Annotated in this window: 20 protein-coding genes; 11 read left to right on the top strand and 9 right to left on the bottom strand. The window is 52.7% G+C overall.

Annotated elements, in window-relative coordinates; genetic code table 11:
* Window positions 1-54: 54 nt before the first annotated feature.
* Both rhaS and ACYJL1_RS21820 read right to left on the bottom strand, forming a co-directional pair.
* Window positions 55-1,053 (bottom strand): rhamnose ABC transporter substrate-binding protein, encoded by a 999-nt coding sequence (gene rhaS, locus ACYJL1_RS21825; RefSeq protein WP_460899249.1) that lies wholly within the window; start codon window positions 1,051-1,053, stop codon window positions 55-57.
* A 52-nt stretch (window positions 1,054-1,105) separates the two neighbouring features.
* Window positions 1,106-1,912: a DeoR/GlpR family DNA-binding transcription regulator gene (locus ACYJL1_RS21820; RefSeq protein WP_460899248.1), complete on the bottom strand. Its 807-nt coding sequence runs from the start codon at window positions 1,910-1,912 to the stop codon at window positions 1,106-1,108.
* Between the two features lie 208 nt (window positions 1,913-2,120).
* On the opposite strand from ACYJL1_RS21820, the gene ACYJL1_RS21815 reads away from it, so the two are divergent.
* The 7 genes from ACYJL1_RS21815 (at window position 2,121) to ACYJL1_RS21785 (ending at window position 10,832) form a co-directional block, all read left to right on the top strand.
* Window positions 2,121-4,217 (top strand): bifunctional rhamnulose-1-phosphate aldolase/short-chain dehydrogenase, encoded by a 2,097-nt coding sequence (locus tag ACYJL1_RS21815; RefSeq protein ID WP_460899247.1) that lies wholly within the window; start codon window positions 2,121-2,123, stop codon window positions 4,215-4,217.
* Between the two features lie 18 nt (window positions 4,218-4,235).
* Window positions 4,236-5,528: an L-rhamnose catabolism isomerase gene (rhaI, locus tag ACYJL1_RS21810; RefSeq protein WP_460899246.1), complete on the top strand. Its 1,293-nt coding sequence runs from the start codon at window positions 4,236-4,238 to the stop codon at window positions 5,526-5,528.
* A 143-nt stretch (window positions 5,529-5,671) separates the two neighbouring features.
* A complete protein-coding gene (locus ACYJL1_RS21805) occupies window positions 5,672-7,201 on the top strand; it encodes an ABC transporter substrate-binding protein (RefSeq protein WP_460899245.1) in 1,530 nt (509 codons plus the stop codon).
* Window positions 7,202-7,282: 81 nt separating this feature from the next.
* Entirely contained in the window at window positions 7,283-8,224 is a 942-nt protein-coding gene (locus ACYJL1_RS21800) for an ABC transporter permease (RefSeq protein WP_460899244.1), read from the top strand.
* Window positions 8,224-9,093, top strand: coding sequence for an ABC transporter permease (locus ACYJL1_RS21795; protein ID WP_460899243.1), 870 nt, complete (start codon window positions 8,224-8,226; stop codon window positions 9,091-9,093). The genes ACYJL1_RS21800 and ACYJL1_RS21795 overlap by 1 nt, the downstream gene beginning before the upstream one ends.
* Window positions 9,094-9,095: 2 nt before the next feature.
* Window positions 9,096-10,325: an amidohydrolase/deacetylase family metallohydrolase gene (locus tag ACYJL1_RS21790; RefSeq protein WP_460899242.1), complete on the top strand. Its 1,230-nt coding sequence runs from the start codon at window positions 9,096-9,098 to the stop codon at window positions 10,323-10,325.
* Window positions 10,326-10,334: 9 nt separating this feature from the next.
* A complete protein-coding gene (locus ACYJL1_RS21785; protein WP_460899241.1) occupies window positions 10,335-10,832 on the top strand; it encodes a RidA family protein in 498 nt (165 codons plus the stop codon).
* 4 nt (window positions 10,833-10,836) lie between these two features.
* Here the strand turns inward: ACYJL1_RS21785 and ACYJL1_RS21780 are convergent, their stop codons facing one another.
* Window positions 10,837-11,640, bottom strand: a complete 804-nt coding sequence (locus ACYJL1_RS21780) for an IclR family transcriptional regulator (RefSeq protein ID WP_460899957.1) — start codon at window positions 11,638-11,640, stop codon at window positions 10,837-10,839.
* Window positions 11,641-11,754: 114 nt separating this feature from the next.
* Between ACYJL1_RS21780 and ACYJL1_RS21775 the strand changes: the two genes are divergently transcribed.
* The 4 genes from ACYJL1_RS21775 to tdh all read left to right on the top strand — a co-directional run bounded on the left by ACYJL1_RS21775 (window position 11,755) and on the right by tdh (window position 17,199).
* Window positions 11,755-12,948: an aminotransferase class V-fold PLP-dependent enzyme gene (locus ACYJL1_RS21775; RefSeq protein WP_460899240.1), complete on the top strand. Its 1,194-nt coding sequence runs from the start codon at window positions 11,755-11,757 to the stop codon at window positions 12,946-12,948.
* A 29-nt stretch (window positions 12,949-12,977) separates the two neighbouring features.
* A complete protein-coding gene (locus ACYJL1_RS21770; protein WP_460899239.1) occupies window positions 12,978-14,795 on the top strand; it encodes an ABC transporter ATP-binding protein in 1,818 nt (605 codons plus the stop codon).
* Between the two features lie 170 nt (window positions 14,796-14,965).
* Entirely contained in the window at window positions 14,966-16,162 is a 1,197-nt protein-coding gene (locus ACYJL1_RS21765; protein ID WP_460899238.1) for a glycine C-acetyltransferase, read from the top strand.
* 2 nt (window positions 16,163-16,164) lie between these two features.
* Window positions 16,165-17,199 (top strand): L-threonine 3-dehydrogenase, encoded by a 1,035-nt coding sequence (gene tdh, locus ACYJL1_RS21760; protein ID WP_460899237.1) that lies wholly within the window; start codon window positions 16,165-16,167, stop codon window positions 17,197-17,199.
* A 128-nt stretch (window positions 17,200-17,327) separates the two neighbouring features.
* On the opposite strand, the gene repC is transcribed toward tdh, so the two are convergent.
* The 6 genes from repC to ACYJL1_RS21730 form a co-directional block, all read right to left on the bottom strand.
* Window positions 17,328-18,617: a plasmid replication protein RepC gene (repC, locus tag ACYJL1_RS21755; protein WP_460899236.1), complete on the bottom strand. Its 1,290-nt coding sequence runs from the start codon at window positions 18,615-18,617 to the stop codon at window positions 17,328-17,330.
* A gap of 153 nt (window positions 18,618-18,770) precedes the next feature.
* Window positions 18,771-19,736 carry a plasmid partitioning protein RepB gene (gene repB, locus ACYJL1_RS21750; RefSeq protein WP_460899235.1) on the bottom strand — a complete coding sequence of 322 codons (966 nt, stop codon included), beginning with the start codon at window positions 19,734-19,736 and terminating at the stop codon, window positions 18,771-18,773.
* A 69-nt stretch (window positions 19,737-19,805) separates the two neighbouring features.
* Window positions 19,806-21,008 (bottom strand): plasmid partitioning protein RepA, encoded by a 1,203-nt coding sequence (repA, locus tag ACYJL1_RS21745; RefSeq protein ID WP_460899234.1) that lies wholly within the window; start codon window positions 21,006-21,008, stop codon window positions 19,806-19,808.
* Window positions 21,009-21,247: 239 nt separating this feature from the next.
* A complete protein-coding gene (gene cydX, locus ACYJL1_RS21740; RefSeq protein ID WP_460899233.1) occupies window positions 21,248-21,376 on the bottom strand; it encodes a cytochrome bd-I oxidase subunit CydX in 129 nt (42 codons plus the stop codon).
* Window positions 21,377-21,389: 13 nt separating this feature from the next.
* A complete protein-coding gene (gene cydB / locus ACYJL1_RS21735; RefSeq protein WP_460899232.1) occupies window positions 21,390-22,544 on the bottom strand; it encodes a cytochrome d ubiquinol oxidase subunit II in 1,155 nt (384 codons plus the stop codon).
* Window positions 22,545-22,550: 6 nt separating this feature from the next.
* Window positions 22,551-24,128 carry a cytochrome ubiquinol oxidase subunit I gene (locus ACYJL1_RS21730; RefSeq protein WP_460899231.1) on the bottom strand — a complete coding sequence of 526 codons (1,578 nt, stop codon included), beginning with the start codon at window positions 24,126-24,128 and terminating at the stop codon, window positions 22,551-22,553.
* Between the last annotated feature and the right edge of the window lie 41 nt (window positions 24,129-24,169).

The raw sequence follows: 24,169 nt of genomic DNA, 5'->3' as shown, positions 1-24,169 counted from the left end.
CGAACAAGAAATACCCGGCAGATTGTCTGCCGGGCTTGAGAGTATTGGGTGAGATCAGAATATTTTGGAGAATTCGTCGATATTCTTGGCATCATAGACGAATGGGTCAGCCATGGCAGCTTCACCGTTGTCGCCGATCTTGATCTTGCCCATGCGACCAGCCTCGATTTCACTGCCCGGTGCGCCGTCGGTTTCTTCTTTTACAAGGCGATAGGCGATCTGTGTTGCGGAGTAGCCGAGATCAATCGGGTTCCAGATCGCGAATTCCTTGGTTGCGCCAGACTTGATCGCGCCTGCCATTTCAGAGGGAAGACCAAGGCCTGTCACATAGACTTCACCGATCTTCTTCGCATCAGCCACGGCCTGGGATGCAGCAAGCACACCAACAGTCGTTGGCGCAACGATAACCTTTACATTCGGCTGCGAGGTCAAAAGGCCTTGCGCTTCGCGGTAGCTTTTGTCAGCAAGATCATCACCATAGACCGTCGTTGCCAAATTGAGACCGGGGAAATTCGGAAGTTGCTTCTTCATTTCCTCAATCCATGTGTTCTGGTTGGTCGAAGTCGTTGTGGCCGACAAAATGGCGAAATCGCCTTTGCCATCCTTCAGATGATCGGCAGTAAGCTGAAGGCACATCTTGCCGATCAGCTCGTTTGACGATGGGTTGAGGTGAACAATACGTCCGTCCTTGCCCACTGCTGAATCCCACGAAATGACCTTGATCCCACGCGCCATTGCCTTTTTCAGGGCTGGAACGACCGCATCGGGATCATTGGCGGAGATGGCGATTGCGTTGACGTTTTGGGCGATGAGCGAATTGATGACTTCTATCTGTCCCTCAGCGGTCGTTGATGTTGGACCGGTATAGATGACTTCGACACCGCCCAATTCTTTGGCCGCTTCCTGCGCGCCCTTGTTGGCGGCTTCAAAAAAGCCGTTACCCAGAGATTTTGCAACAAGGCCAATCTTGATTGTATCGGCCGCCTGAGCATGGGGTGCAAACATGGCAACGGCCAGGACCGTTCCCAATGCGATTTTCTTCAGTAGTTTCATTTTCTGTCCTCCCAGAGATTGATTTCTGTATTGCTTAAGACCGCAGCGGCGCTTATGCGACCGAGGCGGAATTCCTTCGCTTGTCCTGTACCCTCGCAACAATGAGCTGGACGCCAGCCTCCTCGATCATTTTCCGGTCCGCATCGGAAATGCTGTCATCGGTGATAATGGTCGTTACCCTGCTTAAGGGGCACAGAATGAGACTGGACCTGCGCGAAAACTTTGTTGAATCGACCAACAGAACAAGTTCATCGGCCTGATTGATAAGCTTCTGTTCGCCTTGAATGATCAGTGCATCGGACTCCATGACGCCAAATGGCCCCACGCCTTGCGAGCCCATGAACATGCGTTTGCCGTAAAAATTGCGGGTCACATCGTTATCGAATGGCGAAAGAATAATGCTCTGCTCTCGATAAATCGCACCGCCAGGAATTGTGACCGAACTCTTTGAATTTTTGACCAGGTGTTCAGCGATGGCAAACGAATTGGTCATCACTTGCAAGCGACGCGATGCAAGGAAATGCACCATCTGAAATGTGGTGGTGCCACCATTTATAATGATGGCATCCCCCTCTTCGCACAGGGCAACAGCTTCACGGGCAATGGCACGTTTTTTGTCGGCATTTTCGGATTCCGAGACGTGAAAATGCCGCCCGGCAAGGGGAGCCAGCTGTGCAGGATGCACCGCTTCAGCACCGCCGCGCACCCTGCGCAATTTGCCTTGCACGTGGAGTGCGGCAATGTCACGGCGGGTAGTTGCCTCTGACGCTTCCGTCAGCTCGGCAATGTCCTGAATGGTGATGACCGGCTTTTCCTGAACAGCGCTCAGAATGATGCGGTGACGCTCACGCTCGTGCATGTGGATGGCTCCTCCTGCTGCAATCTATTGCGCAAATTCAATATCAGTGTCAATCAACTTCAATCAAATAGTTTCATACTGCACTGCACAATGTAAGTTTATGACTGAAGTTGATTGTTTATGATTGACATGAAAGTGCTGTCTGCCGCATAGCTAAGCCAAATTTTGAAAGGGCTTGTTGGCCCTGTATAACCTTTGGGAGGCAATCATGGCAGGCAGCATCCAACTTCTGGATAACCGTTGGGATGATCAAAAGGCGGCTGGCCTCGATGAGCCGGGGAAGCTGCTGTATCGTTCCAACCTGCTTGGTGCCGACAAGCGCATAACCAATTATGGCGGCGGCAACACCTCTGCAAAGGTAACGCAGACAGACCCGCTTACCGGACAGCCCGTAGAAGTATTGTGGGTCAAGGGGTCTGGCGGCGATGTCGGGACCATAAAGCTTGATGGTTTTGCTACTCTTTATATGGAAAAGCTCAACTCGTTGAAGTCTATATACAAAGGCGTTGACGATGAAGATCGCATGGTGGGATTCTTGCCCCATTGCACCTTTAACCTGAATGGTCGTGCTGCTTCAATCGATACCCCGCTTCATGGTTTCGTACCTTTCAGGCATGTCGATCACATGCACCCCGATGCAATCATTGCCATTGCCGCCTCAAAGAACTCCCGCGAACTGACAAAGCAAATATTCGGTGACGATATTGGCTGGTTGCCATGGCGCCGCCCGGGATTTCAACTGGGCCTTGACTTGGGTGCCTATGTTGCAGCCCATCCAAACTCCAAAGGGGTAGTGCTGGAAAGTCATGGGCTTTTTACCTGGGCGAACGACGCCAGGGATTGCTATGAGTTGACGCTGGAAATCATTAATAAGGCAATCAGTTGGTTCGATCAGCAGACATCCGGCAAGGTTGCCTTCGGTGGAGCGACAACGAAAAGTCTGAACGCTCCCGAACGCCGTGCCGTTGCGGCAAAGTTGATGCCTGAAATTCGCGGCAAGATCGGTGTTGCCGAGCGCAAGCTTGGTCATTTTGACGATCAGCCTGCCGTACTGGAATTTGTTAATTCGCATGAGCTGCAGCCACTGGCTGCACTTGGTACAAGTTGCCCCGATCATTTCCTGCGCACAAAAATCCGGCCGCTTGTACTCGAATTCGATCCAGCACGGCCTGATGCAGATGCCATTGTCGCCACCTTGGACAGTGCGCTGGAAGCCTATCGGGCCGACTATGCCCGATACTACAATGACTGCAAGCATGATAATTCGCCTGCAATGCGTGATCCAAATCCGGTGATTTTCCTCATTCCCGGCGTTGGCATGCTTTCATTTGCCAAAGACAAGGCCACCGCCCGTATCGCGGGAGAGTTTTATGTCAACGCCATCAATGTGATGCGTGGCGCATCGTCTGTATCGGAATATCAGGGACTGCCTGAACAGGAGGCCTTTGATATTGAATACTGGCTGCTAGAGGAAGCCAAACTTCAACGCATGCCTAAGCCGAAATCATTGGCTGGTCGTGTCGCTTTTGTCACCGGTGGAGCCGGTGGCATCGGCCGCGCGACCGCTCAGCGGCTGCTCGGGGAGGGCGCTTGCGTGGTGCTCGCCGACATAGACGCGGAGGCACTGGAAACCGCCACTGCCGATCTGGCCAAACGCTATACAGCTGACGCTGTGCGCAGTGTGCGGCTGAACGTTACTGATGAAGCTGGCGTCATTGCAGGTTTTGCCGAAGCTTCAGTTGAATTTGGCGGAATAGATATTCTGGTCTCGAATGCTGGCATAGCATCTTCGGCGCCCATTGAAACCACTGAACTCTCAATGTGGACCCGTAATATCGACATCCTGGCAACCGGCTACTTTCTCGTATCGCGCGAAGCCTTCCGCCTGTTCCGCCGACAGAAAATCGGCGGAAATGTCGTGTTTGTCGCTTCCAAGAATGGCCTTGCAGCATCGCCGAACGCCAGCGCCTATTGTGCAGCCAAAGCTGCCGAAATCCATCTCGCGCGGTGCTTGGCGCTGGAAGGTGCGGACGCAGGTATCCGCGTCAATACCGTCAATCCCGACGCGGTTCTGCGGGGTTCGAAAATCTGGAATGGCGAATGGCGCGAGCAACGCGCCGCATCCTCCAATTTGCAGGTGGACGAACTGGAGGAGCATTATCGTAAACGCTCAATGTTGAAGCTGAATGTGTTCCCGGAGGATATCGCCGAAGCCATCTACTTCCTTGCTTGCGACGCGTCAGCCAAATCGACAGGCAATATCATCAACGTCGACGCGGGTAATGCACAAAGCTTTACACGTTAGTCGTTCAGGGAGGACAAAATGGCTGAACTGCACATTTCAGGCGACCTGATCGCAAGTGAAAACGATAGGTTATCAAAGGCCCACAAGAGCGACTACGAAGCGCTGGGCGCACGTCTTGACCGGCAAGGCATCAAAATCGAGACGATGACGGATAAGGTTGCGGAGTTCTTCGTTGCTGTTCCCTCCTGGGGAGTCGGTACCGGTGGCACGCGGTTTGCGCGCTTTCCCGGGCTTGGCGAACCGCGAGGTATTTTCGACAAGCTCGATGATTGTGCAGTGATACAACAACTGACCCGCGCCACGCCAAATGTTTCCTTGCATATCCCCTGGGACAAGGCCGATCCGAAGCAACTTAAAGCCCATGCGGAGGTACTCGGTCTAGGTTTCGATGCAATGAACTCCAATACGTTCTCAGATGCCCCCGATCAGAAATATTCGTATAAGTTTGGTTCGCTTAGTCACTCAGATCAGGCAACCCGCAATCAGGCCATCGAGCACAATATCGAATGTATCGAAATCGGTGCTGTGATAGGCTCAAAAGCGCTCACGGTGTGGGTCGGCGACGGCTCCAATTTTCCGGGTCAAAGCAACTTTGCCAAATCTTTCGAGCGATATCTTGGTTCAATGGCGCAGATATACGCAGCATTGCCGGATGACTGGCGTATTTTCTCCGAACACAAAATGTATGAGCCTGCCTTCTATTCAACAGTCGTGCAGGACTGGGGCACAAACTACCTTATAGCTCAAACCCTGGGGCCAAAGGCATTTTGTCTCGTCGACCTGGGTCACCATGCACCAAACACGAGTATCGAGATGATTGTTTCTCGGCTTATCCAGTTCAAGAAACTTGGCGGTTTCCATTTCAACGATTCCAAATATGGCGATGACGATCTCGATGCGGGCTCGATCGATCCCTACAGGTTGTTCCTTGTCTTTAATGAACTTGTCGATGCCGAAGATCGCGGCGTGCCGGATTTCCACCCGGCTCACATGATCGATCAGTCGCACAATGTTACCGATCCAATAGAAAGTCTGATCTCAAGCGCCAATGAAATCCGCCGTGCTTATGCGCAAGCTTTGCTGGTAGATCGCAAAGCGCTCAGCGCCTTTCAGAACGAGAACGACGCGCTGATGGCTTCTGACGCTCTCAAGCGGGCTTACAGGACTGACGTTGAGCCCATTCTTGCCGAAGCGCGACTTCGGGCGGGCGGTGCAATTGATCCCATCGCCACTTATCGTAAAAGTCAGTACCGGCAAAAAATCGGCAAGAAGCGCCCTGTTAGTCTAGCGGGCGGTGGCGGCATCATCTGATCCACCTGTACCTTTTCAAAAAATAAGGGCAGCGCCTTCCAAGCGCTGCCCTTATTTTTTGAATTGACACCATCCCCTGCATTTGCTCTTATTCTATTATAAAGAATTCTAGTCCATAATAATAGAATAAAAAGGGAACGACAATGAAACCACTCAAGCTAGCTCTGCTTCTCGGTTCAGCAATGATTGCACTGAACCCATCGGCTTTCGCCCAGACCAAGGGTGGCGTGATCAATGTCGCCACGATCGGCGAACCACCGACACTGGATGCAATGGCATCAACTGCCGACTTGGTCGGCATTGTTTCGCAGCATATTTTCGAAACACTGTATACGTTTGATAAGAGCTGGAATGCGACGCCTTTGCTGGCTGCGAGCCTGCCAGACGTATCGTCAGACGGTAAAGTCTACACAATCAAGCTACGCGCCGGAATCAAGTTCCATGATGGCACAGATATGGATGCCACCGATGTCGTTGCCTCATTAAAGCGGTGGACCGAAATCGCGTCCCGCGGAAAACAGGTCGCCTCGTTGATAACGTCGATTGATGTTGTTGATCCGGCGACCGTCAAGATAACGCTCAACGCGCCTCATGCTCCGCTTCTCTCCCTGCTAGCGTTCAACAACGCAGCTGCCATCATCCTCCCCAGTGAAAAGCAGCAAAACCCGATGACCGAACCAGTGGGCACCGGACCTTACAAGCTAAAGGAGCGTAAGGCTGATCAGTATATCCAGCTTTCACGCTTTGATGATTACAAGTCACCTGAAGGCGAAGAAACCGGTTATGGCGGCGCGCGTCATCAATATCTCGACGAGATTCGTTTCGTCCCCGTTCCAGATGCCAATACGCGCGTCGAAGGCGCCGTAGCCGGCCAGTTCGATTATGTCGACAGTCTGCCGGTTGAAGCCTATGCGCGTTTGAAAGACCAAAAGACAACCGAAGCTGTCTTGCTGAAGCCTTTTGGCTGGCCGGTCTTTGTTATGAACACAAGTGCAGGCATCACCAAAAATCAGGACATCCGTTTGGCAATCCGCGATTCCCTGAACATGGAAGACATGCTGGCGGCGGCTTTCGGAAGCACTGATTTCTATTCGCTGAATGCCTCTATGTATCCAGAAGGTTATAGCTGGAAGACTGATGCCGGGACGGAAGGCGCCTATAATGTCGCTGATCCGGAAAAAGCCGCTGAGCTGATGAAGAAGGCCGGGTACAATGGCGAACCGATCCGCATTCTTACCAGCCGCCAGTATGAGTTCCATTACAAGATGGCGCAGGTTGCCGCCGAATATCTGAAAGCTGCTGGCTTTACCGTTGACATGCAGGTCGTTGACTGGGCAACGCTGACACAAAGGCGAGCCGACCCGAAACTTTGGGATATTTACATCAGCCATAGTCCGTTCTTGCCAGAACCTGCACTCATTGGTGCTATGTCGACCAGCGCACCTGGCAATTGGGATACGCCTGCTCGCAAAGTCACGGTTGACGCATTCAATTCTGAAGTGGACCCTGCAAAGCGTGTCGCTCTTTGGGCAGAAGTGCAGAAGGTGATCTACGCCGAAGTGCCGATCATCAAGATTGGTGATTTCAACGCCATCTCGGCAAAATCGCCAAAACTGGAAGGCTTCACACCAGCGCCGTGGCCCTATTTCTGGAACGTCTCGCTCAAGCAGTAAGACCTACAGAATTCAAATGGCAGCGGAACGAGTCCTCCTTCCGCTGCCTCACCGGATTTTGCTCTCCTGACAGGACGCCTGATGCTTCGTTACATAATCCAACGCTTTATCGGCATGATCATCGTCATGCTTCTGGTTGTGACGATTGTATTTGTCATCGTCCGTGTCACACCCGGCGATCCGGCGGCTGTCATGCTCGGGCCGGAGGCAACCGCAGCTGACATTGCTGCGCTGCGCCAACAACTCGGACTCGATCAATCCATCTTGGCCCAGTACCTCTACTTCATCGGCAACTTGCTGAAAGGCGACCTGGGTCAGTCGATATTCCTCAATCAACCGGTGTTGGAAGCGCTTGTGCAGCGTGCCGAGCCAACATTCTTCCTGACGATCTTCTCGCTGCTTATCGCAAGTGTCATCGCCATTCCGATTGGAATTTATGCGGCCTATCGTCGGGGTTCAGTGTTTGATCAGGCCGCAACTTCACTTGCTATGCTCGCGGCCAGTATACCAAGTTTCTGGCTTGGCCTTATATTGATGCAGATTTTTTCTGTCCGCTTCGGGCTGTTTCCTGTTTCGGGTTACGGGGGCCCTGGCACATCTCTGATAGAGCGGCTTGAATACCTTGTGCTGCCGGCCTTCGCATTGGGCATTGTCTCATCCGCGTTGATCATGCGTTTTACGCGGGCATCCATGCTCGATGTGCTTGGCGATGATTATGTCCGCACAGCACGCGCTAAGGGAGTCGATGAGCGCCGGGTCGTCCTGAAGCACGCCTTCAAGAATGCATTGATTCCTGTCCTGACTGTCATTGGCCTGACTGCCGCCGTTCTCATCTCCGGAGCAGTTGTCACAGAGACGGTTTTCGGGCTTCCCGGCGTCGGCAGTCTCGTCGTATCGGCCGTATTGCGGCGTGACTATCCTGTCATCCAAGGCGCATTGCTTATCATTGCAGCGCTCTACGTGCTCATCAACTTTGCTATCGATATGCTTTATCTCGTCGTTGATCCAAGGGTGCGTTACTGATGACCGAGACTGTATCAAACACGGGACAAAGCGAGCGTTCCAAATTCTTCAAGGTGCTGATCAAGCGAAAGACCGTGCTTTTTGGTCTGATTGTTCTGGCTGTTTTCGTCACGCTTGCAGTATTTGCACCACTGATTACACCCTACGCACCCAATAAGCTTTCCATCGTCAATCGGCTGAAGCCGCCCGACGCCAGATGGTTCTTTGGCACCGATGAATTTGGGCGCGATGTCTTCTCCCGGACAATTTTTTCCGCGCGGCTGTCACTGCTTGTTGGCTTTGCAGTTGTGGTTCTTGCGTCCGTGATCGGCGTGACGCTGGGTATTCTGGCCGGCTTTTTCCAAAGGCTCGATGCTCCGATAACCCGGCTTATCGATGCCATGATGGCATTTCCGGACATCCTGCTTGCCATTGCCCTTGTCGCTGCTCTCGGACCATCGCTAACGACAGTTATTGTAGCGCTTAGTATTGTTTACGCACCGCGTCTGGCACGCGTTGTCCGTGCTTCGACACTCGTCATTCGTGAACTGCCTTATGTGGAAGCTGCAACATCTCTCGGTATCTCCAAATGGCACATCATGACGCGGCATATTCTGCGTAATCTTTTGTCTCCCATTCTTGTCCAGGGGACCTTCCTTTTTGCCAACGCGATGCTTGCAGAAGCGGGTTTGTCATTCCTCGGTCTTGGCGTCAGTCCAGAAGTGCCAACATGGGGAACAATGATTGCATCAGGTCGTCAATATATCGGCACCGCAGACTGGATGACCTTGTTTCCGGGTATTGCAATCGTGCTTGCCGTTCTTTCCCTTCAAATGGTCGGCGACGGATTCCGCGACCTTCTAGACCCCCGCCTCAGAAAGGATCTCTGATCATGCCTGCCACTTCCGCAACCGCTGCTTCATCTTCCAGGGAAGGGTGCTTGCTTCTGACCAATGTAAATCCTGTAGCGTTCGGCCCGAATACTCCTGCAACGAAAATAGATATCCTGATCGATACTGATGGAAATATCGCGCAGTTTGGTCCTTCCTTGAACGTTTCAGGTGAGGTGCAGCGTGTCGATGCCAAGGGAGCATGGATTTCTCCCGGCTGGGTTGATCTGCATGCGCACATCTGGCACGGCGGTACAGACATTTCCGTTCGCCCGCAGGTGTGTGGAGTCGAGCGTGGCGTTACCACCATTGTGGATGCTGGTTCCGCCGGTGAAGCCAATTTTCATGGCTTTCGCGAGTACATTATCGATCCGGCAAAAGAGCGTATCAAAGCGTTTCTCAATCTCGGATCAATTGGCCTCGTGGCCTGTAACCGCGTCAGCGAGCTCAGTGATATTCGCTCCATTGATATTGACCGGACCGTTGCATGCGTCAATGAGAACCGCGATCACATCGTGGGATTAAAAGTACGCGCAAGCCATGTCATTACCGGATCGTGGGGTGTTACACCCGTGAAACTGGGCAAGAAAATTGCCAAGATTCTCAAAATTCCCATGATGGTTCATGTGGGTGAACCTCCAGCTCTGTACGAAGAGGTTCTGGAGATATTGGGGCCGGGCGATATCATCACTCATTGCTTCAATGGCAAGGTCGGCAGCAGCATTATTGAGGACGATGATCTGTTTGAGTTGGCAGAGCGTTGCGCAGGGGAGGGCATCCGTCTCGATATCGGCCACGGCGGTGCCTCATTCTCGTTCCGCGTCGCTGAAGTCGCCATCCAGCGTGGACTTTTGCCGTTTTCCATATCAACTGACATCCATCTGCGCAGCTTGGACTTCTCCGTATGGGACCTTGGCACGACCATGTCCAAACTGCTGAGCGTGGGTATGCCTTTTGACAAGGTGGTCGAGGCAGTTACCATCTCGCCGGCATCGGCCATTGGCGTGCCAACAGACAATCTCTTATCGGTGGGGAAACGCGCAGATTTTACCATCTTTGATCTTGTCGATTCAGACCTCAAGGTTATCGACTCGATGGGCTATGAGGCCAATCTCAACAAACTATTTGAACCACGGATGGTTGTTCTTGGCACCGAGACAATCGCCGCAAGCCGCTATCAGCCTTTAGTGCCGGAAGCCTCCGGCGCCATCGCACCTTATTCGTATCGTTAGGAATTCGTCTTGAGTCACAGCATCACGACAACAGTACCGACCCAGACGTCGCCCTATGAGCGATTGAAAGCCCTTGGGATTTCTCTACCCCCCGCACCGAACCCAATAGCGAATTTTGTCACCCACATACAGGAAGGAAATCTGCTCTATCTGTCAGGGCAGGGACCGCGTGAGGATGATGGTTTCATGCATACCGGCAAAGTCGGTGGCAATGTCGGCGTTGAGGAAGCCTACCAACACGCACGACTGACGGCGATCAATCTCCTGGCCGTCATGCAGTCAGCGCTCGGTGATCTGAACCGGGTCAAACGCGTAGTGAAATTACTTGGGATGGTGAATGCCGTTCCGGACTTTGAAGACCATCCGCTCGTTATCAATGGCTGCTCGGACTTGCTGATCGATATCTTCGGCGAAGCAGGAAATCACGCCCGTTCTGCCGTCGGCTTCGGATCACTCCCAGGCAATATTACAGTCGAGATCGAGGCGATTGTCGCCTTGAAGGATTAGGAGCTCAGGAATGGCTGCGCCAACCCATGATGGTTTCGATACGTTCCGCCGAGGCTTTAACCTCGGTGGCGTAGCGATCCGGGTTGTCCGCAATTTTCTGCTCGGCAAGGACGATGGAAATAGTTGCAATGCATGCGCCTTTGTCGTCGCAGATGGGCGAAGCAACACAGGCCACTGCGTAGTCGGATTCACCAGCCTGAATGGAAATGCGGGCTTTCAAAGCTTCTCCCGCTGCTACCGACAGGGCGGACGGATCAATCACCGCACGTCCCGTGGGCGAGGATTTTGCACAGTGTTCGAAAAGAGCCAGACGTTCTTTTTCAGGAAGGTGGCCAACAAGCAACCGGCCGGACGCAGTCCAGTTAAGCGGAACACGCGTGCCGACGCGAGAGGTTACCTGAAAATGTCCCGGGCCATCTGCCATGGCAAGCACCATCATATGGTCCCCGTCACGGCCGCATACCTGAACTGTCTCACCCGATATACGGCTCAGACTGTGCATCTCATGATTTGCCACATTCAGAAAATCCAACGAGCGCGCATAGGCAAGACCATAATGGTAAAGGCGCGCGCCCAGCCACACTGTGTTGTCGCTGTTGCGCGAGAGCATATTCTTTTCAACCAGATCGTCGATGATCACATATACGGTGGAAAGCGGAGCACCGATAGCTTTGGCAATGGCATAAATGCCTGCGGGAGAACCCGTCTCGTAAAGATAATCAAGCACCTGCAACGCACGGTCCATACCGCTGACACGCGAGCGTTTGCCGCTCGAGCCTGCCTTCTCGTAACCGCCGGGTGTGTCCATGTCTGATATTTTGGCGTTCACGCTTGCAGCTCCTGCTGGATTGTTCGGGTTATATCATTCTTATTACATTATAATGGCATGCATGCCAAGCAAATGGAATGCAAGGAGAATACCATGACTGATATTCGCGCGTCGCGAGGGTTGCGACCGGTAATTAACGTTTCGGGTACGATGACTGCATTGGGCGCGTCAATCGTTGTACCTGAAGCAGTCGCAGCGATGACTGCCATACTTCCGGAATTTGTGGAAATCAACGATCTGCACAAAATAGCCAGCCCGGTTATTGCTCGCCTGACCGGTGGAGAGGCGGGATTTATAACAGCTTCTTGCTCTGCCGGAATTACACTCGCTGTGGCCGCGGCCATGACCGGCAACGATTTGGCTGCCATCGAACGGTTACCCGACGCCACCGGACTGAAGGATGAAGTGATCATTCAAACTGGGCACGTTGTCAGCTATGGCGCACCTGTCGATCAGGGCATTCGCTTGGCTGGAGCCAAGGCCGTTTTGATTGGTCAGGCAACCTCCTGTTACCCTTACCACCTGGATGGTGCGATTAACGAACGAACCGCTGCTGCCGTTTTTGTGGTGTCCCACCACACGGTACAATATGGCCTGATTGCGCTAAAACAGTTCGCAGAAGTCTGCCATGCGCGCGGCGTTCCTGTGATTGTTGATGCTGCCTCGGAATATGATTTCAAAATATTTCTGGAGCAGGGTGCAGATATTGCACTCTATTCCTCGCACAAGTTTCTTGGCGGTCCAACAGGCGGTATCGTTGCCGGCAAAAAGCAGCTTGTCCGCGATGCTTTCCTGCAAAACCGCGGGATTGGACGTGGCATGAAAATTGGTAAGGAAAGTATTCTTGGCACCATTGCCGCGCTCGAAGCATGGGAAAAGCGCGATCATACAGGTGTTCGTGAACGGGAAACGGGCTATCTTAATTTATGGAAGCAAGTCCTGACCGGAAAACCAGGTGTCACTGCCCAGGTCGAAGCTGATCCGACGCACAATCCTCTTGATCGACTTCGGGTAACGATCAATCCGCAGGAAGCCCATATAACAGCTTGGGATTTTGCTGATGCACTGGCAGCAGGATCGCGCCCGGTTATCGTGCGTGATCATGAAGCGGAGCATGGCTATTTTTATCTTGACCCATGCAACCTGCATCCTGGTGAAGAAACAATCGTCGCGAGCCGACTTGAGGAGGAACTGGCCAAAGCCCGCGCTTCCAATCAGATCGTCTCCTCGCCTTATGAGCAGCGCTATCAAGCGCGTATCGATGCCTTGATGCGCTGGCCCGACTGATCGCTCACCTCAGCCCGAAAGGATAACCCATGGACAAATCCATTCCACCTGTATTGTCGGTTTCAAACCTGACGATATCCTTTCTGGCTGATGGCAAATGGCGACCTGTGGTTCGGAACGTATCCTTTGACGTTGCTGCCGGCGAAACAGTCGCCATTGTAGGTGAATCCGGTTCCGGCAAGAGTGTCACCTCCTTGTCGATCATGCGGCTCCTTCAAAAAGACAAGAGCCGTTTTGAAGGCAAGATACTGCTTGATGGCAAGGACATACTCGCCTTGCCTGAAAGTCAGATGCGGTCGGTGCGGGGCAATGATGTCGCGATGATCTTTCAAGAGCCAATGACCAGTCTCAATCCGCTGTTTACGATCGGCCAGCAGATCAGCGAAGCTTTGCTTTGCCACAAGAATATCTCGCGGGCTGATGCACGGGCCGAGACGATCAGATTGTTGGAAAAGGTCCGTATCCCGGCTGCAAAATCACGTTTCGATGAGTATCCACACCGTTTCTCCGGCGGCATGCGCCAACGCGTGATGATCGCTATGGCTCTTGCCAGCAAACCCAAGCTGCTCATTGCGGATGAGCCAACCACTGCGTTGGATGTGACAATTCAGGGGCAGATACTTGATCTCATCAAGCTTTTACAAGATGAGGAAGGAGCGTCCGTCCTATTCATTACCCACGACATGGGTGTTGTGGCTGAAATCGCCGATCGTACTGTTGTCATGTATAACGGAGAGGCGGTTGAAACTGGTCCCACAGAAGACATTTTTGCCAGGCCCCAGCACCCTTATACGCGTTCATTGCTATCAGCCGTACCAATCCTTGGTTCTATGAAAGGCCGCAAACGGCCATTGCGGTTTCCAGTTGTGGATCGAAATACCGGCACATCAGACACGCCTGTTGAGGCAGCAGACACTGTTCAAACCGAAAAGCCACCATTACTTGAAGTTCGCAATCTCACGACGCGTTTCAACATTCATTCCGGCATGTTCGGCCAGTTGGAGGGCAGGGTTCATGCCGTGGAAAATCTTTCCTTCAGCCTGCAACCGGGTGAGACGCTCTCATTGGTTGGCGAGTCGGGCTGTGGTAAATCAACGACCGGTCGTTCCATCATGCGACTGGTACAGCCTCAATCAGGCGAGGTGTTGCTTAACGGCAAAGATGTCCTGACGATGGATCCAAAACAGCTTCGCGATATGCGACGCACCATGCAGATGATCTTTCAGGATCCGTTCGCAAGTCTCAATCCGCGTATGACCGTGGGCGCAGCGATTGCCGAACCCTATCTCGAGCATAAGCTCGGAACACGCATGCAGGCCCGTGACAGGGTTGCTGATCTTTTGGAGCGGGTTGGCCTGAACGCCGATATGGCTGGACGCTATCCGCACGAGTTCTCCGGTGGCCAGCGGCAGCGTGTCTGCATTGCGCGCGCTCTTGCGCTTGATCCTCGAATCATTGTTGCAGATGAGTCAGTTTCAGCATTGGACGTGTCCATCAAAGCGCAGGTCATCAATCTGCTACTTGACCTCCAAGCCAGCCTCAACCTTGCTTACCTTTTCATCTCACACGACATTGCCGTCGTGGAGCGCGTCAGCCATCGTATTGCCGTTATGTATCTGGGAGAGATCGTTGAGATCGGACCCCGCGCGGCAATCTTTGAGAATCCCCAGCACCCTTATACGAAGAAACTCATATCGGCGGTCCCCGTACCGGATCCCTCCCGGCGCGGGATAAAGCGGCCCGTTTCCAATGATGAAATAAAAAGCCCTGTGCGCACACCGGATTTCGTCACGCCAGTGAGACAATATAAGGAAGTTTCGACCGGACACGTTGTTCAGGTTGCATAGGACAAAGCAGCAAATTGCCGAGGCGATGAGCGTTTCATAAGAAATGTTGCCGGAAAAACCGAGTAATCGTTCCTTATCGTGCGGTTTTTCATCCGTTTCATGCGAGGGCTTGAGACATTCGTCTGATCGTGAGATGACACTGACAACACCAGCCCAGAGCAGGATCCGTCATGACCAAGCCATTTATCGATCACCTCATCACTGAAATCGAGGGACTGAAGACGTCAGGACTTTACAAATCCGAACGCGTCATCACTTCCAAGCAGGCAGGGCAGATAGAAATCGCGTCTGGCGCCAAGGTCCTCAACTTCTGTGCGAACAATTACCTTGGTCTCGCCGACAATGCCGAATTGGCGGAAGCTGGCAAAGCGGCTCTCGATCGCTACGGTTACGGCATGGCTTCGGTCAGGTTTATCTGCGGCACACAAGAGGAACACAAACAGCTTGAGGCCCGTATCTCAAACTTCCTGGGCCTTGAAGATACTATTCTATATTCCAGCTGTTTCGATGCCAATGGCGGTCTGTTTGAAACGCTGCTTGGTGAAGAAGATGCGATCATTTCCGACGCACTCAACCATGCCTCGATTATCGATGGGGTGCGTTTGTCCAAGGCGAAGCGCTTCCGCTACGCCAACAATGATATGGCCGCGTTGGAAGAAGAGTTGAAGAAGGCGGAAGGGAGCCGCTTCAAAATGATTGCGACCGATGGTGTGTTCTCCATGGACGGGATCATTGCCAATTTGCAAGGCGTTTGTGATCTTGCCGAAAAGTACGGCGCAATGGTCATGGTCGATGACAGTCACGCAGTTGGTTTTGTCGGCAAGAATGGCCGTGGATCCGCAGAACATTGCGGTGTCGAGGGCAGAATTGATATCATCACCGGAACGCTTGGCAAAGCACTTGGCGGCGCTTCGGGCGGTTACACATCCGGCAAGGCCGAAGTGATAGATTGGTTGCGCCAGCGGTCACGCCCATATCTTTTCTCCAATACGCTTGCACCAGTTATTGCTGCGGCATCGCTCAAGGTATTCGACCTTATCGAACGGGGCACTGAACTCCGTAGCCGGCTCAATGACAATGCCGCACATTTCCGTCGCGACATGACCAAACTTGGCTTCACACTGGCAGGCGCCGACCACGCGATCATACCAGTCATGCTTGGCGAAGCGACGCTGGCACAAGAAATGGCAGCACGGATGCTGGAGAAGGGCGTATATGTCGTCGGCTTTGCATTCCCTGTTGTACCAAAGGGTCAAGCACGCATCCGCACTCAGATGTCCGCCGCCCACACGCGTGAAGATGTGGCACGCGTTATCGAAGTCTTTGCAGACGTCGGGCGCGAGCTCGGTGTCATTGGAGCAAAATGAACATGTCAAACATGATGAAAGCACTGGTGAAGGCCAAAGCGGAACCCGGCATATGGATGGAACGCGTGCCTGTTCCTGAACCGGGACCAAACGACGTTCTGATCAAGGTCAAGAAATCCGCCATTTGCGGCACGGACGTTCACATTTACAACTGGGATCAATGGGCACAAGCGACAATTCCTGTTCCCATGGTTGTCGGTCATGAATTCTGCGGCGAAATCGCCGATGTCGGCTCTGCCGTGACCAAATACAAAGTAGGGCAACGGGTATCGGGGGAAGGCCACATTGTTTGTGGTGTCTGCCGCAACTGCCGTGCTGGTCGTGGCCACCTGTGTCGCAATACACTTGGTGTTGGCGTCCATCGGCCTGGTTCATTTGGTGAGTATGTCTGTATTCCCGAGTACAATGTTGTGCCGATACCCGATGATGTGCCTGATGAAATTGCTGCCATCTTTGATCCATTCGGCAATGCGGTTCACACTGCTTTGAGTTTCGACCTTGTTGGCGAGGACGTACTTGTAACCGGCGCTGGACCCATCGGCATTATGGGAGCGCTCGTCGCAAAACGGTCTGGCGCTCGCAAGGTCGTCATTACAGATATCAATCCTTCGCGACTGGCGCTCGCCACCAAGTTGGGAATTGACTATGTGGTCGATGCCTCCAAACAAAACCTCGCCGATGTGATGCAAGAGATCGGAATGACCGAAGGCTTCGATGTCGGTCTTGAAATGTCTGGTGCGGCGGTGGCATTCCGGGACATGATCGACAAGATGAACAATGGCGGAAAGATTGCTATTCTTGGTATTGCTCCCACCGGATTTGAGATCGACTGGAACAAAGTTATCTTCAAGATGCTTAATCTTAAAGGCATCTATGGGCGCGAGATGTTCGAAACCTGGTATAAGATGATCGCTTTTGTTCAAGGCGGACTGGATCTTACGCCGATCATCACGCACCGGCTTTCGATTGATGACTTTCAAGCGGGATTCGATGCCATGCGCTCAGGCAGTTCCGGTAAGGTCGTTCTTAGCTGGTGATCCGTTCTCAGCTGAGAACATATCCTTCCAGCATTTCGCTGCTCCTCCTCTGGCTTGAGTGCTATGCAAGAAGGAGTATCATTTGACAGCCGCACCTTTTCCAGTAGCCAGAAAGTAGCTGTACTCGGCTACAGATTCCTCACCAAGCTCAACTGCGTGCCATTCGCCCTCAGTTGAGCCAAGAGCATTGGCCAGACGGAGAACGCTCCTTTGGAAGCCTTATGCGTAAGCGATCTTAGATATCCCCCGGCCGAACTGATTTGAGCAGCGCGCTCCAATATACAAGCCACAACAACCGCTGCATTCTCCTGACCAAGAATAGCGCAGGCTTCTTCATAGGCCGACGGGCTAACGCCCAACATTGACCGCACCACCACGGCAGCCGCCATTAAATCGGACCATGTTGCAATTCCGTTTGTGGCATAGGCTTCGATCTCCGGGCAGGCTTGCCTAACCAATCCAAGCGGAATTGGCCTGACATCTTGGCCTGTCGGCTGCATGTTCATGTGATCAGACGTGACTGATATTCTTGATAGATTTTCCTCTCCGGCAATCTCAACATTTGTCCTGTTCAGTTCGGACTTCGCCCTTTGGCTGTTTTCTATGCCAAGTTCAGATTCAAAGTGGTGTTGTGTATTTGAATTATGTTTGTGACGCTCAAAATGAGATTCATTGGCGCTCGTATTTTGAGAATTTACTTTGTTTTCCAACAAGCTGAGTATCTCGGTTTCAATACACTCCAGCCCATCAATTGCAGGTTCCAGGTCCAGTGCTGCCGCTTGCCGCGGAACACCCTCAACCACCCCCCTGAACCGCATGTAATAAGCGCTCCAGTCGAGCTGGGGGAGTTCCTCAAAACCGAGTTCAATAAGCTTGACGATGTTGCGGCGGAGCAGTGTCATACGCTCTTTCAACAGTTTTAACTGCAGTCTTTTCGCCTTCGCTTTGTCGGCCAGTGCTTCAAATTCACCTGAGCGCACGATCAATGGTGCCAATGAGAATCCGAAAGCCTCTCCCCCCTCGCTTGCCCGCGTTTTGCGAAGGTAGCGTTTTCCATTCGGGCTATCCTTGCGGAATATAAGTCCGGCCTCAACCAGAGCGCTCAAATGCCGGCGCAAGGTTGCTGGAGCCATTCCATGGGATCGGAGCGAAAGTTGAACGTTCGATGGGAAAACCACCAAACCATGCTCTTCCCTCAATTCCGCTTGAGGATAAAAGGTCAGCAATGCGTTCAACACAACCAGCGCCCGATCCGATAGGCCAAGGCTTATCCGCGCCTCACACAGGTTGCGAAACAGCTTCCACTTGTCGACTGATGCTTCGCTATCAACATTCTTGGCCGCGGCTTGTGTTGTTAACATGCCAAGCGACAGCGATCGCCGCCCAAAGGGCGTCGTTATGGCCTGTCCGGTCTGCATTGTCTTTCACCTTCTTTAAGGCAAAAGAAATCCACTCGCTCCAACGGCGCCAAAAAGTCTTGACAGTGATTCGAGGAAATGCGATTCTCTAGTTGCTAGACATGAGAAGGGCTTCCGCGACGGCAACGTTCGGGAGCTTTTTTCTTTTGCGGGTTAATCTCCTGTTTTTATTACAGTTTCCGATTCCTTGAAGGCCTGGTAGAGCTCTTCGAGGTTATCGGCAAGATATGCACCGAAGCGTGAGGCATTCTTGGCTTTCAGGGCCAGTGTGAATGCCTTCCCACTCGTGGTCATATCCGCTTTGATTGACTTGTCTGTCGATTGCCAGGACCGTGCTACTGATGCGCTGGTCTTCGCCACTGGCCGATTGGCTTTATTGAGTGCATCGAAAACCAGGCCAAAGCGCGCATCGGCGTCCACAGACTTTGCTTCAGCGCCGGAAAGCACCTCTTGAGCTTTCTCGATGCTTCCCTGCATTTGCAGAAGCTTCGAGAGTTGCCACCAGCGATCCCTGCCGGTCGCCTTTGCTGCACCGATCGCCAGGATCAGAGCTTCCGGAACCGAACCTGATACAGTCTGCATCTTGGAAAACGTTGTCGCATCAAGCGCAAGCGCTGATTTCACAACTGTTTGGCCATAGCCCAGATCAGCAAGGCGCTTGGCAAATAATGTGCGCTCGATGAAAGACAGGTTCGATCGCGCAGCGTTTTCCTGTCCCTGAGCGATGACATGATCCTGATCGGCGAGCGGCTTTACCAGCGCACGAACAGACCGTCCCAGCACCCGCGCGGCCTTGACACGGCGATGGCCAAAGACGATCTGATAACGTCCGGAAGCCGTCGGATGCGGACGCACCAGAATTGGCGTGTCTTGCCCTCTTTCTCTTATAGCGGTCACAAGGTCCTGAAACGCGTCGTCATCGTCATCGATGCGGTCAGAAACAAATGATCCATCGATAACACCCGGATCAAGATCAACGACACTGCCTTTTGCCAGCTCTTCGAAAGAACTTTTTATAGAGCGCGATGCGCCACTGACGACATAGGACAGTGCCTTATCATGATCGCCAGTGACTGGGGCAGGGTTCATGACACCACTGAAAATATCTTTACGAGCCATTTGCCTGCCCCGCAATCAGCTGCTCAACTTTTGTCAAAAAGTCGGTTTTTACCACAGTGAATATCCGCATCATCGACGCCCCCAAGCACGATGGACCAAGCTGGCAATCTCGGAATTCACAGCGTCCAGCGATTCAATTGCTCGCTCATAGGTTGACCGGGTGAAGTTGGTTTTCTCGACTTCGTACAGGGTTTGCTTTGTCAGTCCTGCATCTGAAACTGCTGTCGATTTCAACATGGGATTGGCAAGGATTTCTTCTGCAAGCATGGATTGCATGAAGCCCACCATCTGTGCCTGCGGTATATCCGACGGCTCATAGCGGGTGATCAGATAACGAAACCAGTCCAGTTCCACCTTAGCGCCTGCCTGCTTGACGGTCTTCAGAATGCCGCCAAGCATCAGAAGAAACTGCGACATTGACATCAGATCCAGCATCTGAGGATGCACTGTTATCAAAACGGACGTTGCGGCAGACATCGCAGTCAGCGTCAGATAGCCAAGCTGCGGCGGGCAGTCGACAACAACAACGTCATAACGAGCGTCAACTTCTTCCAAGGCTGCAGCAATGCGGGTAAAGAACTGGCGTCCTTGGCGCGAAGATTTATCCTGCATGGCAAGCGGCGTATCATACTCATATTCCTGCAATTCAAGATTTGCCGGAATAAGATCGAGCCCCGGGAAATTGGTGGGCAGGATAACATCGGAGATAGGTATGCGCTCTTCATCATATCGGATAGCTTCGTAGAGCGACAAGTTGCGGTCCAGCTCCGGTTGGAAGCCGTGCAGTGCAGAAAGAGAAGCCTGCGGGTCGAGATCTATGGCAAGAACACGATGACCTGTCAGCGCCAGATACTGGGCCAAATGGGCAGCTGTTGTTGTCTTTCCCGACCCGCCCTTGAAGTTGACGACTGCGATCACCTGCAGCTTGTCACCGGCTTTGCGATGCGGAACATATTTTTTAACCTCAGTACGCCCATTGCGATCAAGATAGTGCCGCAATTCAAGCATCTGCTCGGCCGTGTAGAAACGACGCCCGGACGACACCTGTGCAGGTACAGGGCCTTTGCCTTCAAGGTGAAGACGCTTGAGGTTGTTTTGTGTCACGCCAAGATAGTGCGCTACTTCCGCCATGGAAAATTGGCGCAGAGTCTTCTTGGCATTCGGCGGAAATTTTTCCATCCGAAGCTGGTTTAACCGGCGTGAGATCTCCGCACCCTGATCAAGTATCTTTTCATCGAACTCGAACTTTGGCAGAGGCACTGCGATATTCATCGAACCGAAACCTCTAATAGCGCTTTTTGAGGACAATTGTCCTGCCAACCGCCATTAGGCTCCGATTCGCACACGACAGCAAGGAAATTAAGCCTACTGGCACAGGCATGCCGTCCTGTCCTCAACAACTTATCAGCACTGGCTGCCAGTCACATCCAGCGGCAAGGCCGCCGTTAACGGCAACAAAAAAGCCGACAATTTACTGCGGTAAATTATCGGCTTTCAATCGTAAATCACATTCACTTAATGTCCGGATTGTCGATGTTTGTCCGGGATTTGTCGTCATCGACAAGCTCGTACCACATCGCGTTCAAAACGGCGAACGCTGCTGCAAAGGGCAATCCCAAAAGCCAGGCAAAATACCACATGTCGTTCTCCTGATTAGTAAGCGTGACCGCTTTTATCGCCAATAGTTGCTTCATCCACCTTGCCCCAGAGGACTTTGTAGACCCAGCTCGTATAGGCAACGATCAGCGGAATGAAGATTACCGAGACAACCAGCATGATGAACAGTGTCAGATGGCTTGATGAAGCATCCCAGACAGTGAGGCTCGATATCGGATCGAGAGATGATGGCAGAATGATCGGGAACATCGAAACCCCGACGGTCGCTATGATTGATGCGACAGACAAGGCGCTCAGGAATATCGTAGTGCCCTCACGTCTCGCTTTCAATCCAAGGAATGCAGCAATCGCACCGACAACAGCCAAGGCCGGAACCACCAGAAGCAAGGGCAGCGCAGCGTAATTGGCGAACCAGGCACCGTGCTCTATCACAACCGTCTTCATCAAAGGATTAGAAGGCGCGGCCTTGTCAAAAACACTTGTGACCTTGTATCCGTCGATGCCCATCCAGAGGTACAGCCCGGCAAGGACAAAGATTACCGGGGTTAAAACCGCTGCAACCATGCCGCAGCGTCTTGCCCTGTCTGCCACAGGACCGGACGTTTTGATCATCAGCCATGCACTGCCATGCATGATGAGCATGGCCACAGAAAGAACGCCGCATAGAAGCGCAAAAGGATTGAGCAGCCCGAAGAACGTGCCTTCGTAAAATATCCGCAGCTCATTGTTGAACCGGAACGGCACGCCCTGAATAACATTTCCGACCGCCACCCCAAAGATCAGCGCCGGCACAAAGCCGCCCACAAAAAGAGCCCAGTCCCATGTGGAGCGCCAGAGCGTACTTTCCCGCTTGGAGCGATATTTGAATGCCACAGGCCTGATGATCAGCGCTGCGAGTATCACGAACATGGCAAGATAAAAGCCGGAAAAGGAAACGGCATAGAGGGGAGGCCATGCAGCAAATATGACGCCGCCGCCCACAATCAGCCACACCTGGTTGCCTTCCCAGATGGGGCCAATCGTATTGATCACAACCCGGCGCTCCATATCGTTCTTGGCAATGAAAGGGAGGAGTGTGCCAATTCCCAGGTCAAAACCATCAGTGATGGCGAAACCGATGAGAAGAGTTCCAAGCAACACCCACCAGATGAGACGCAGCGTTTCATAGTCAAGAAGTTGATGCAGGATCATGATCGTCTACTCCGCTGGGACAATATGAGTGGAAATGAGAGCCGCTTCAGGCTCATGGTCTGGCTCTGGTCCTTGCCTGATCGCTTTCAGCATCAAGCCCATCTCGATAATGAAAAGCGTCGTGTAGATGATCACAAAGCCTGCAATTGTGATGAGCAGGGACTTGGCGCCCAGATGGGAAACCGCAGCGGCGGTAGGCAGCACGCCCTCGATAATCCATGGCTGGCGCCCAACCTCTGCAACGATCCATCCAAGTTCAGCTGCGATCCAGGGGAGGGGGATCGAAAAGACCGCGATACGCAAAAGAAAGGGGTAAGCATCAATCTTCCTGCGAACAGAAAGTACGAAAAAGGTGAAGGTCAGCAGGATAAAGAACATGCCAAGTCCGACCATGATACGGAATGACCAGAACAGTGTCGGTACATGCGGCACAGTATCCCAGGCTGCTTTCGCAATCTGTTCATCAGAAGCCTGCCTTGGATCATCGACATAACGTTTCAGAAGCAATGCATAGCCAAGATCAGAGCCATTGGTCTCGAAAGCGTCGCGGACATCAGCGCCAACGGTTGTGGTGCTGCCTTCCTCGCGAATCTTCTGAAGCGCGTCATAGGCTATCATGCCTTTTCGTATTCTGGATTCCGCATGTTCCACGAGGTCTTCTATACCGGGAATTTCTGTGGTCAGCGATCGTGTACCGATCAGACCCATGACCCATGGAATATGGACAGCGTAATGCGTCTCACGCGCCTCCTGGTCCGGAAACCCGAATGCGGTGAATGCGGCCGGGGCAGGCTCGGTTTTCCACATGGCTTCGATCGAAGCCAGTTTCATCTTCTGGTGCTCTGTCGAAAGGTATCCACTTTCATCCCCCAGAACGACAACAGAAAGGGCAGAGGCCAGCCCAAATGACGCGGCAATTGTCATTGAGCGTTTGGCAATCTCGATGTGGCGGCCCTTTAGCGCATACCATGCAGATACACCCAGCACGAAAATAGAGGCTGTGACATAGCCTGCAGAAACCGTATGAACAAACTTGGCCTGAGCAACGGGGTTGAGCAAAACCTCATAGAAATCAGATACTTCCATGCGCATCGTCTGTGGATTGAAGACCGATCCTACCGGATTTTGCATCCAGCCATTGGCAATCAAGATCCATAATGCGGAGAAGTTTGATCCTGCAGCAACCGCCCAGGTAGCGGCCAGATGGCCCACCTTGGACAGCTTGTCCCAACCGAAAAAGAAGAGACCGACGAAGGTAGCCTCCAGAAAGAAAGCCATCAGCCCTTCTATCGCCAGTGGCGCTCCGAAAATATCGCCCACATAGAGGCTGTAATAACTCCAGTTCATGCCGAACTGGAATTCCATGACGATACCTGTCGCCACGCCGATCGCGAAGTTGATTCCAAACAAGGTCCCCCAGAATTTGGTCATCTGCCGCCAGATCACGCGGCCGGTCATCACATAGACCGTCTCCATGATTGCCAGCAGCACGGAAAGCCCCAGCGTGAGTGGTACAAACAGAAAGTGATAAAGAGCTGTGATCGCGAATTGCAGGCGCGAAAGCGCTACTATGTCGAGTTCCATTGCTTTGCGTCGGTTACCCGACCCCCTGTTGGTCGGCTCGT

It is taken from the genome of Phyllobacterium sp. K27, assembly GCF_054796155.1.
Note: the sequence above shows the minus strand (reverse complement) of the source record. Positions and strands in the feature narration are given on the sequence as shown.

What these genes read in the sequence shown, in the direction of transcription:
- rhaS (WP_460899249.1), bottom strand. Translation starts at nt 1,053, where the DNA reads ATGAAACTACTGAAGAAAATCGCATTGGGAACGGTCCTGGCCGTTGCC.
- ACYJL1_RS21820 (WP_460899248.1), bottom strand. Translation starts at nt 1,912, where the DNA reads ATGCACGAGCGTGAGCGTCACCGCATCATTCTGAGCGCTGTTCAGGAA.
- ACYJL1_RS21815 (WP_460899247.1), top strand. Translation starts at nt 2,121, where the DNA reads ATGGCAGGCAGCATCCAACTTCTGGATAACCGTTGGGATGATCAAAAG.
- rhaI (WP_460899246.1), top strand. Translation starts at nt 4,236, where the DNA reads ATGGCTGAACTGCACATTTCAGGCGACCTGATCGCAAGTGAAAACGAT.
- ACYJL1_RS21805 (WP_460899245.1), top strand. Translation starts at nt 5,672, where the DNA reads ATGAAACCACTCAAGCTAGCTCTGCTTCTCGGTTCAGCAATGATTGCA.
- ACYJL1_RS21800 (WP_460899244.1), top strand. Translation starts at nt 7,283, where the DNA reads ATGCTTCGTTACATAATCCAACGCTTTATCGGCATGATCATCGTCATG.
- ACYJL1_RS21795 (WP_460899243.1), top strand. Translation starts at nt 8,224, where the DNA reads ATGACCGAGACTGTATCAAACACGGGACAAAGCGAGCGTTCCAAATTC.
- ACYJL1_RS21790 (WP_460899242.1), top strand. Translation starts at nt 9,096, where the DNA reads ATGCCTGCCACTTCCGCAACCGCTGCTTCATCTTCCAGGGAAGGGTGC.
- ACYJL1_RS21780 (WP_460899957.1), bottom strand. Translation starts at nt 11,640, where the DNA reads ATGGACACACCCGGCGGTTACGAGAAGGCAGGCTCGAGCGGCAAACGC.
- ACYJL1_RS21775 (WP_460899240.1), top strand. Translation starts at nt 11,755, where the DNA reads ATGACTGATATTCGCGCGTCGCGAGGGTTGCGACCGGTAATTAACGTT.
- ACYJL1_RS21770 (WP_460899239.1), top strand. Translation starts at nt 12,978, where the DNA reads ATGGACAAATCCATTCCACCTGTATTGTCGGTTTCAAACCTGACGATA.
- ACYJL1_RS21765 (WP_460899238.1), top strand. Translation starts at nt 14,966, where the DNA reads ATGACCAAGCCATTTATCGATCACCTCATCACTGAAATCGAGGGACTG.
- tdh (WP_460899237.1), top strand. Translation starts at nt 16,165, where the DNA reads ATGTCAAACATGATGAAAGCACTGGTGAAGGCCAAAGCGGAACCCGGC.
- repC (WP_460899236.1), bottom strand. Translation starts at nt 18,617, where the DNA reads ATGCAGACCGGACAGGCCATAACGACGCCCTTTGGGCGGCGATCGCTG.
- repB (WP_460899235.1), bottom strand. Translation starts at nt 19,736, where the DNA reads ATGGCTCGTAAAGATATTTTCAGTGGTGTCATGAACCCTGCCCCAGTC.
- repA (WP_460899234.1), bottom strand. Translation starts at nt 21,008, where the DNA reads ATGAATATCGCAGTGCCTCTGCCAAAGTTCGAGTTCGATGAAAAGATA.
- cydX (WP_460899233.1), bottom strand. Translation starts at nt 21,376, where the DNA reads ATGTGGTATTTTGCCTGGCTTTTGGGATTGCCCTTTGCAGCAGCGTTC.
- cydB (WP_460899232.1), bottom strand. Translation starts at nt 22,544, where the DNA reads ATGATCCTGCATCAACTTCTTGACTATGAAACGCTGCGTCTCATCTGG.
- ACYJL1_RS21730 (WP_460899231.1), bottom strand. Translation starts at nt 24,128, where the DNA reads ATGGAACTCGACATAGTAGCGCTTTCGCGCCTGCAATTCGCGATCACA.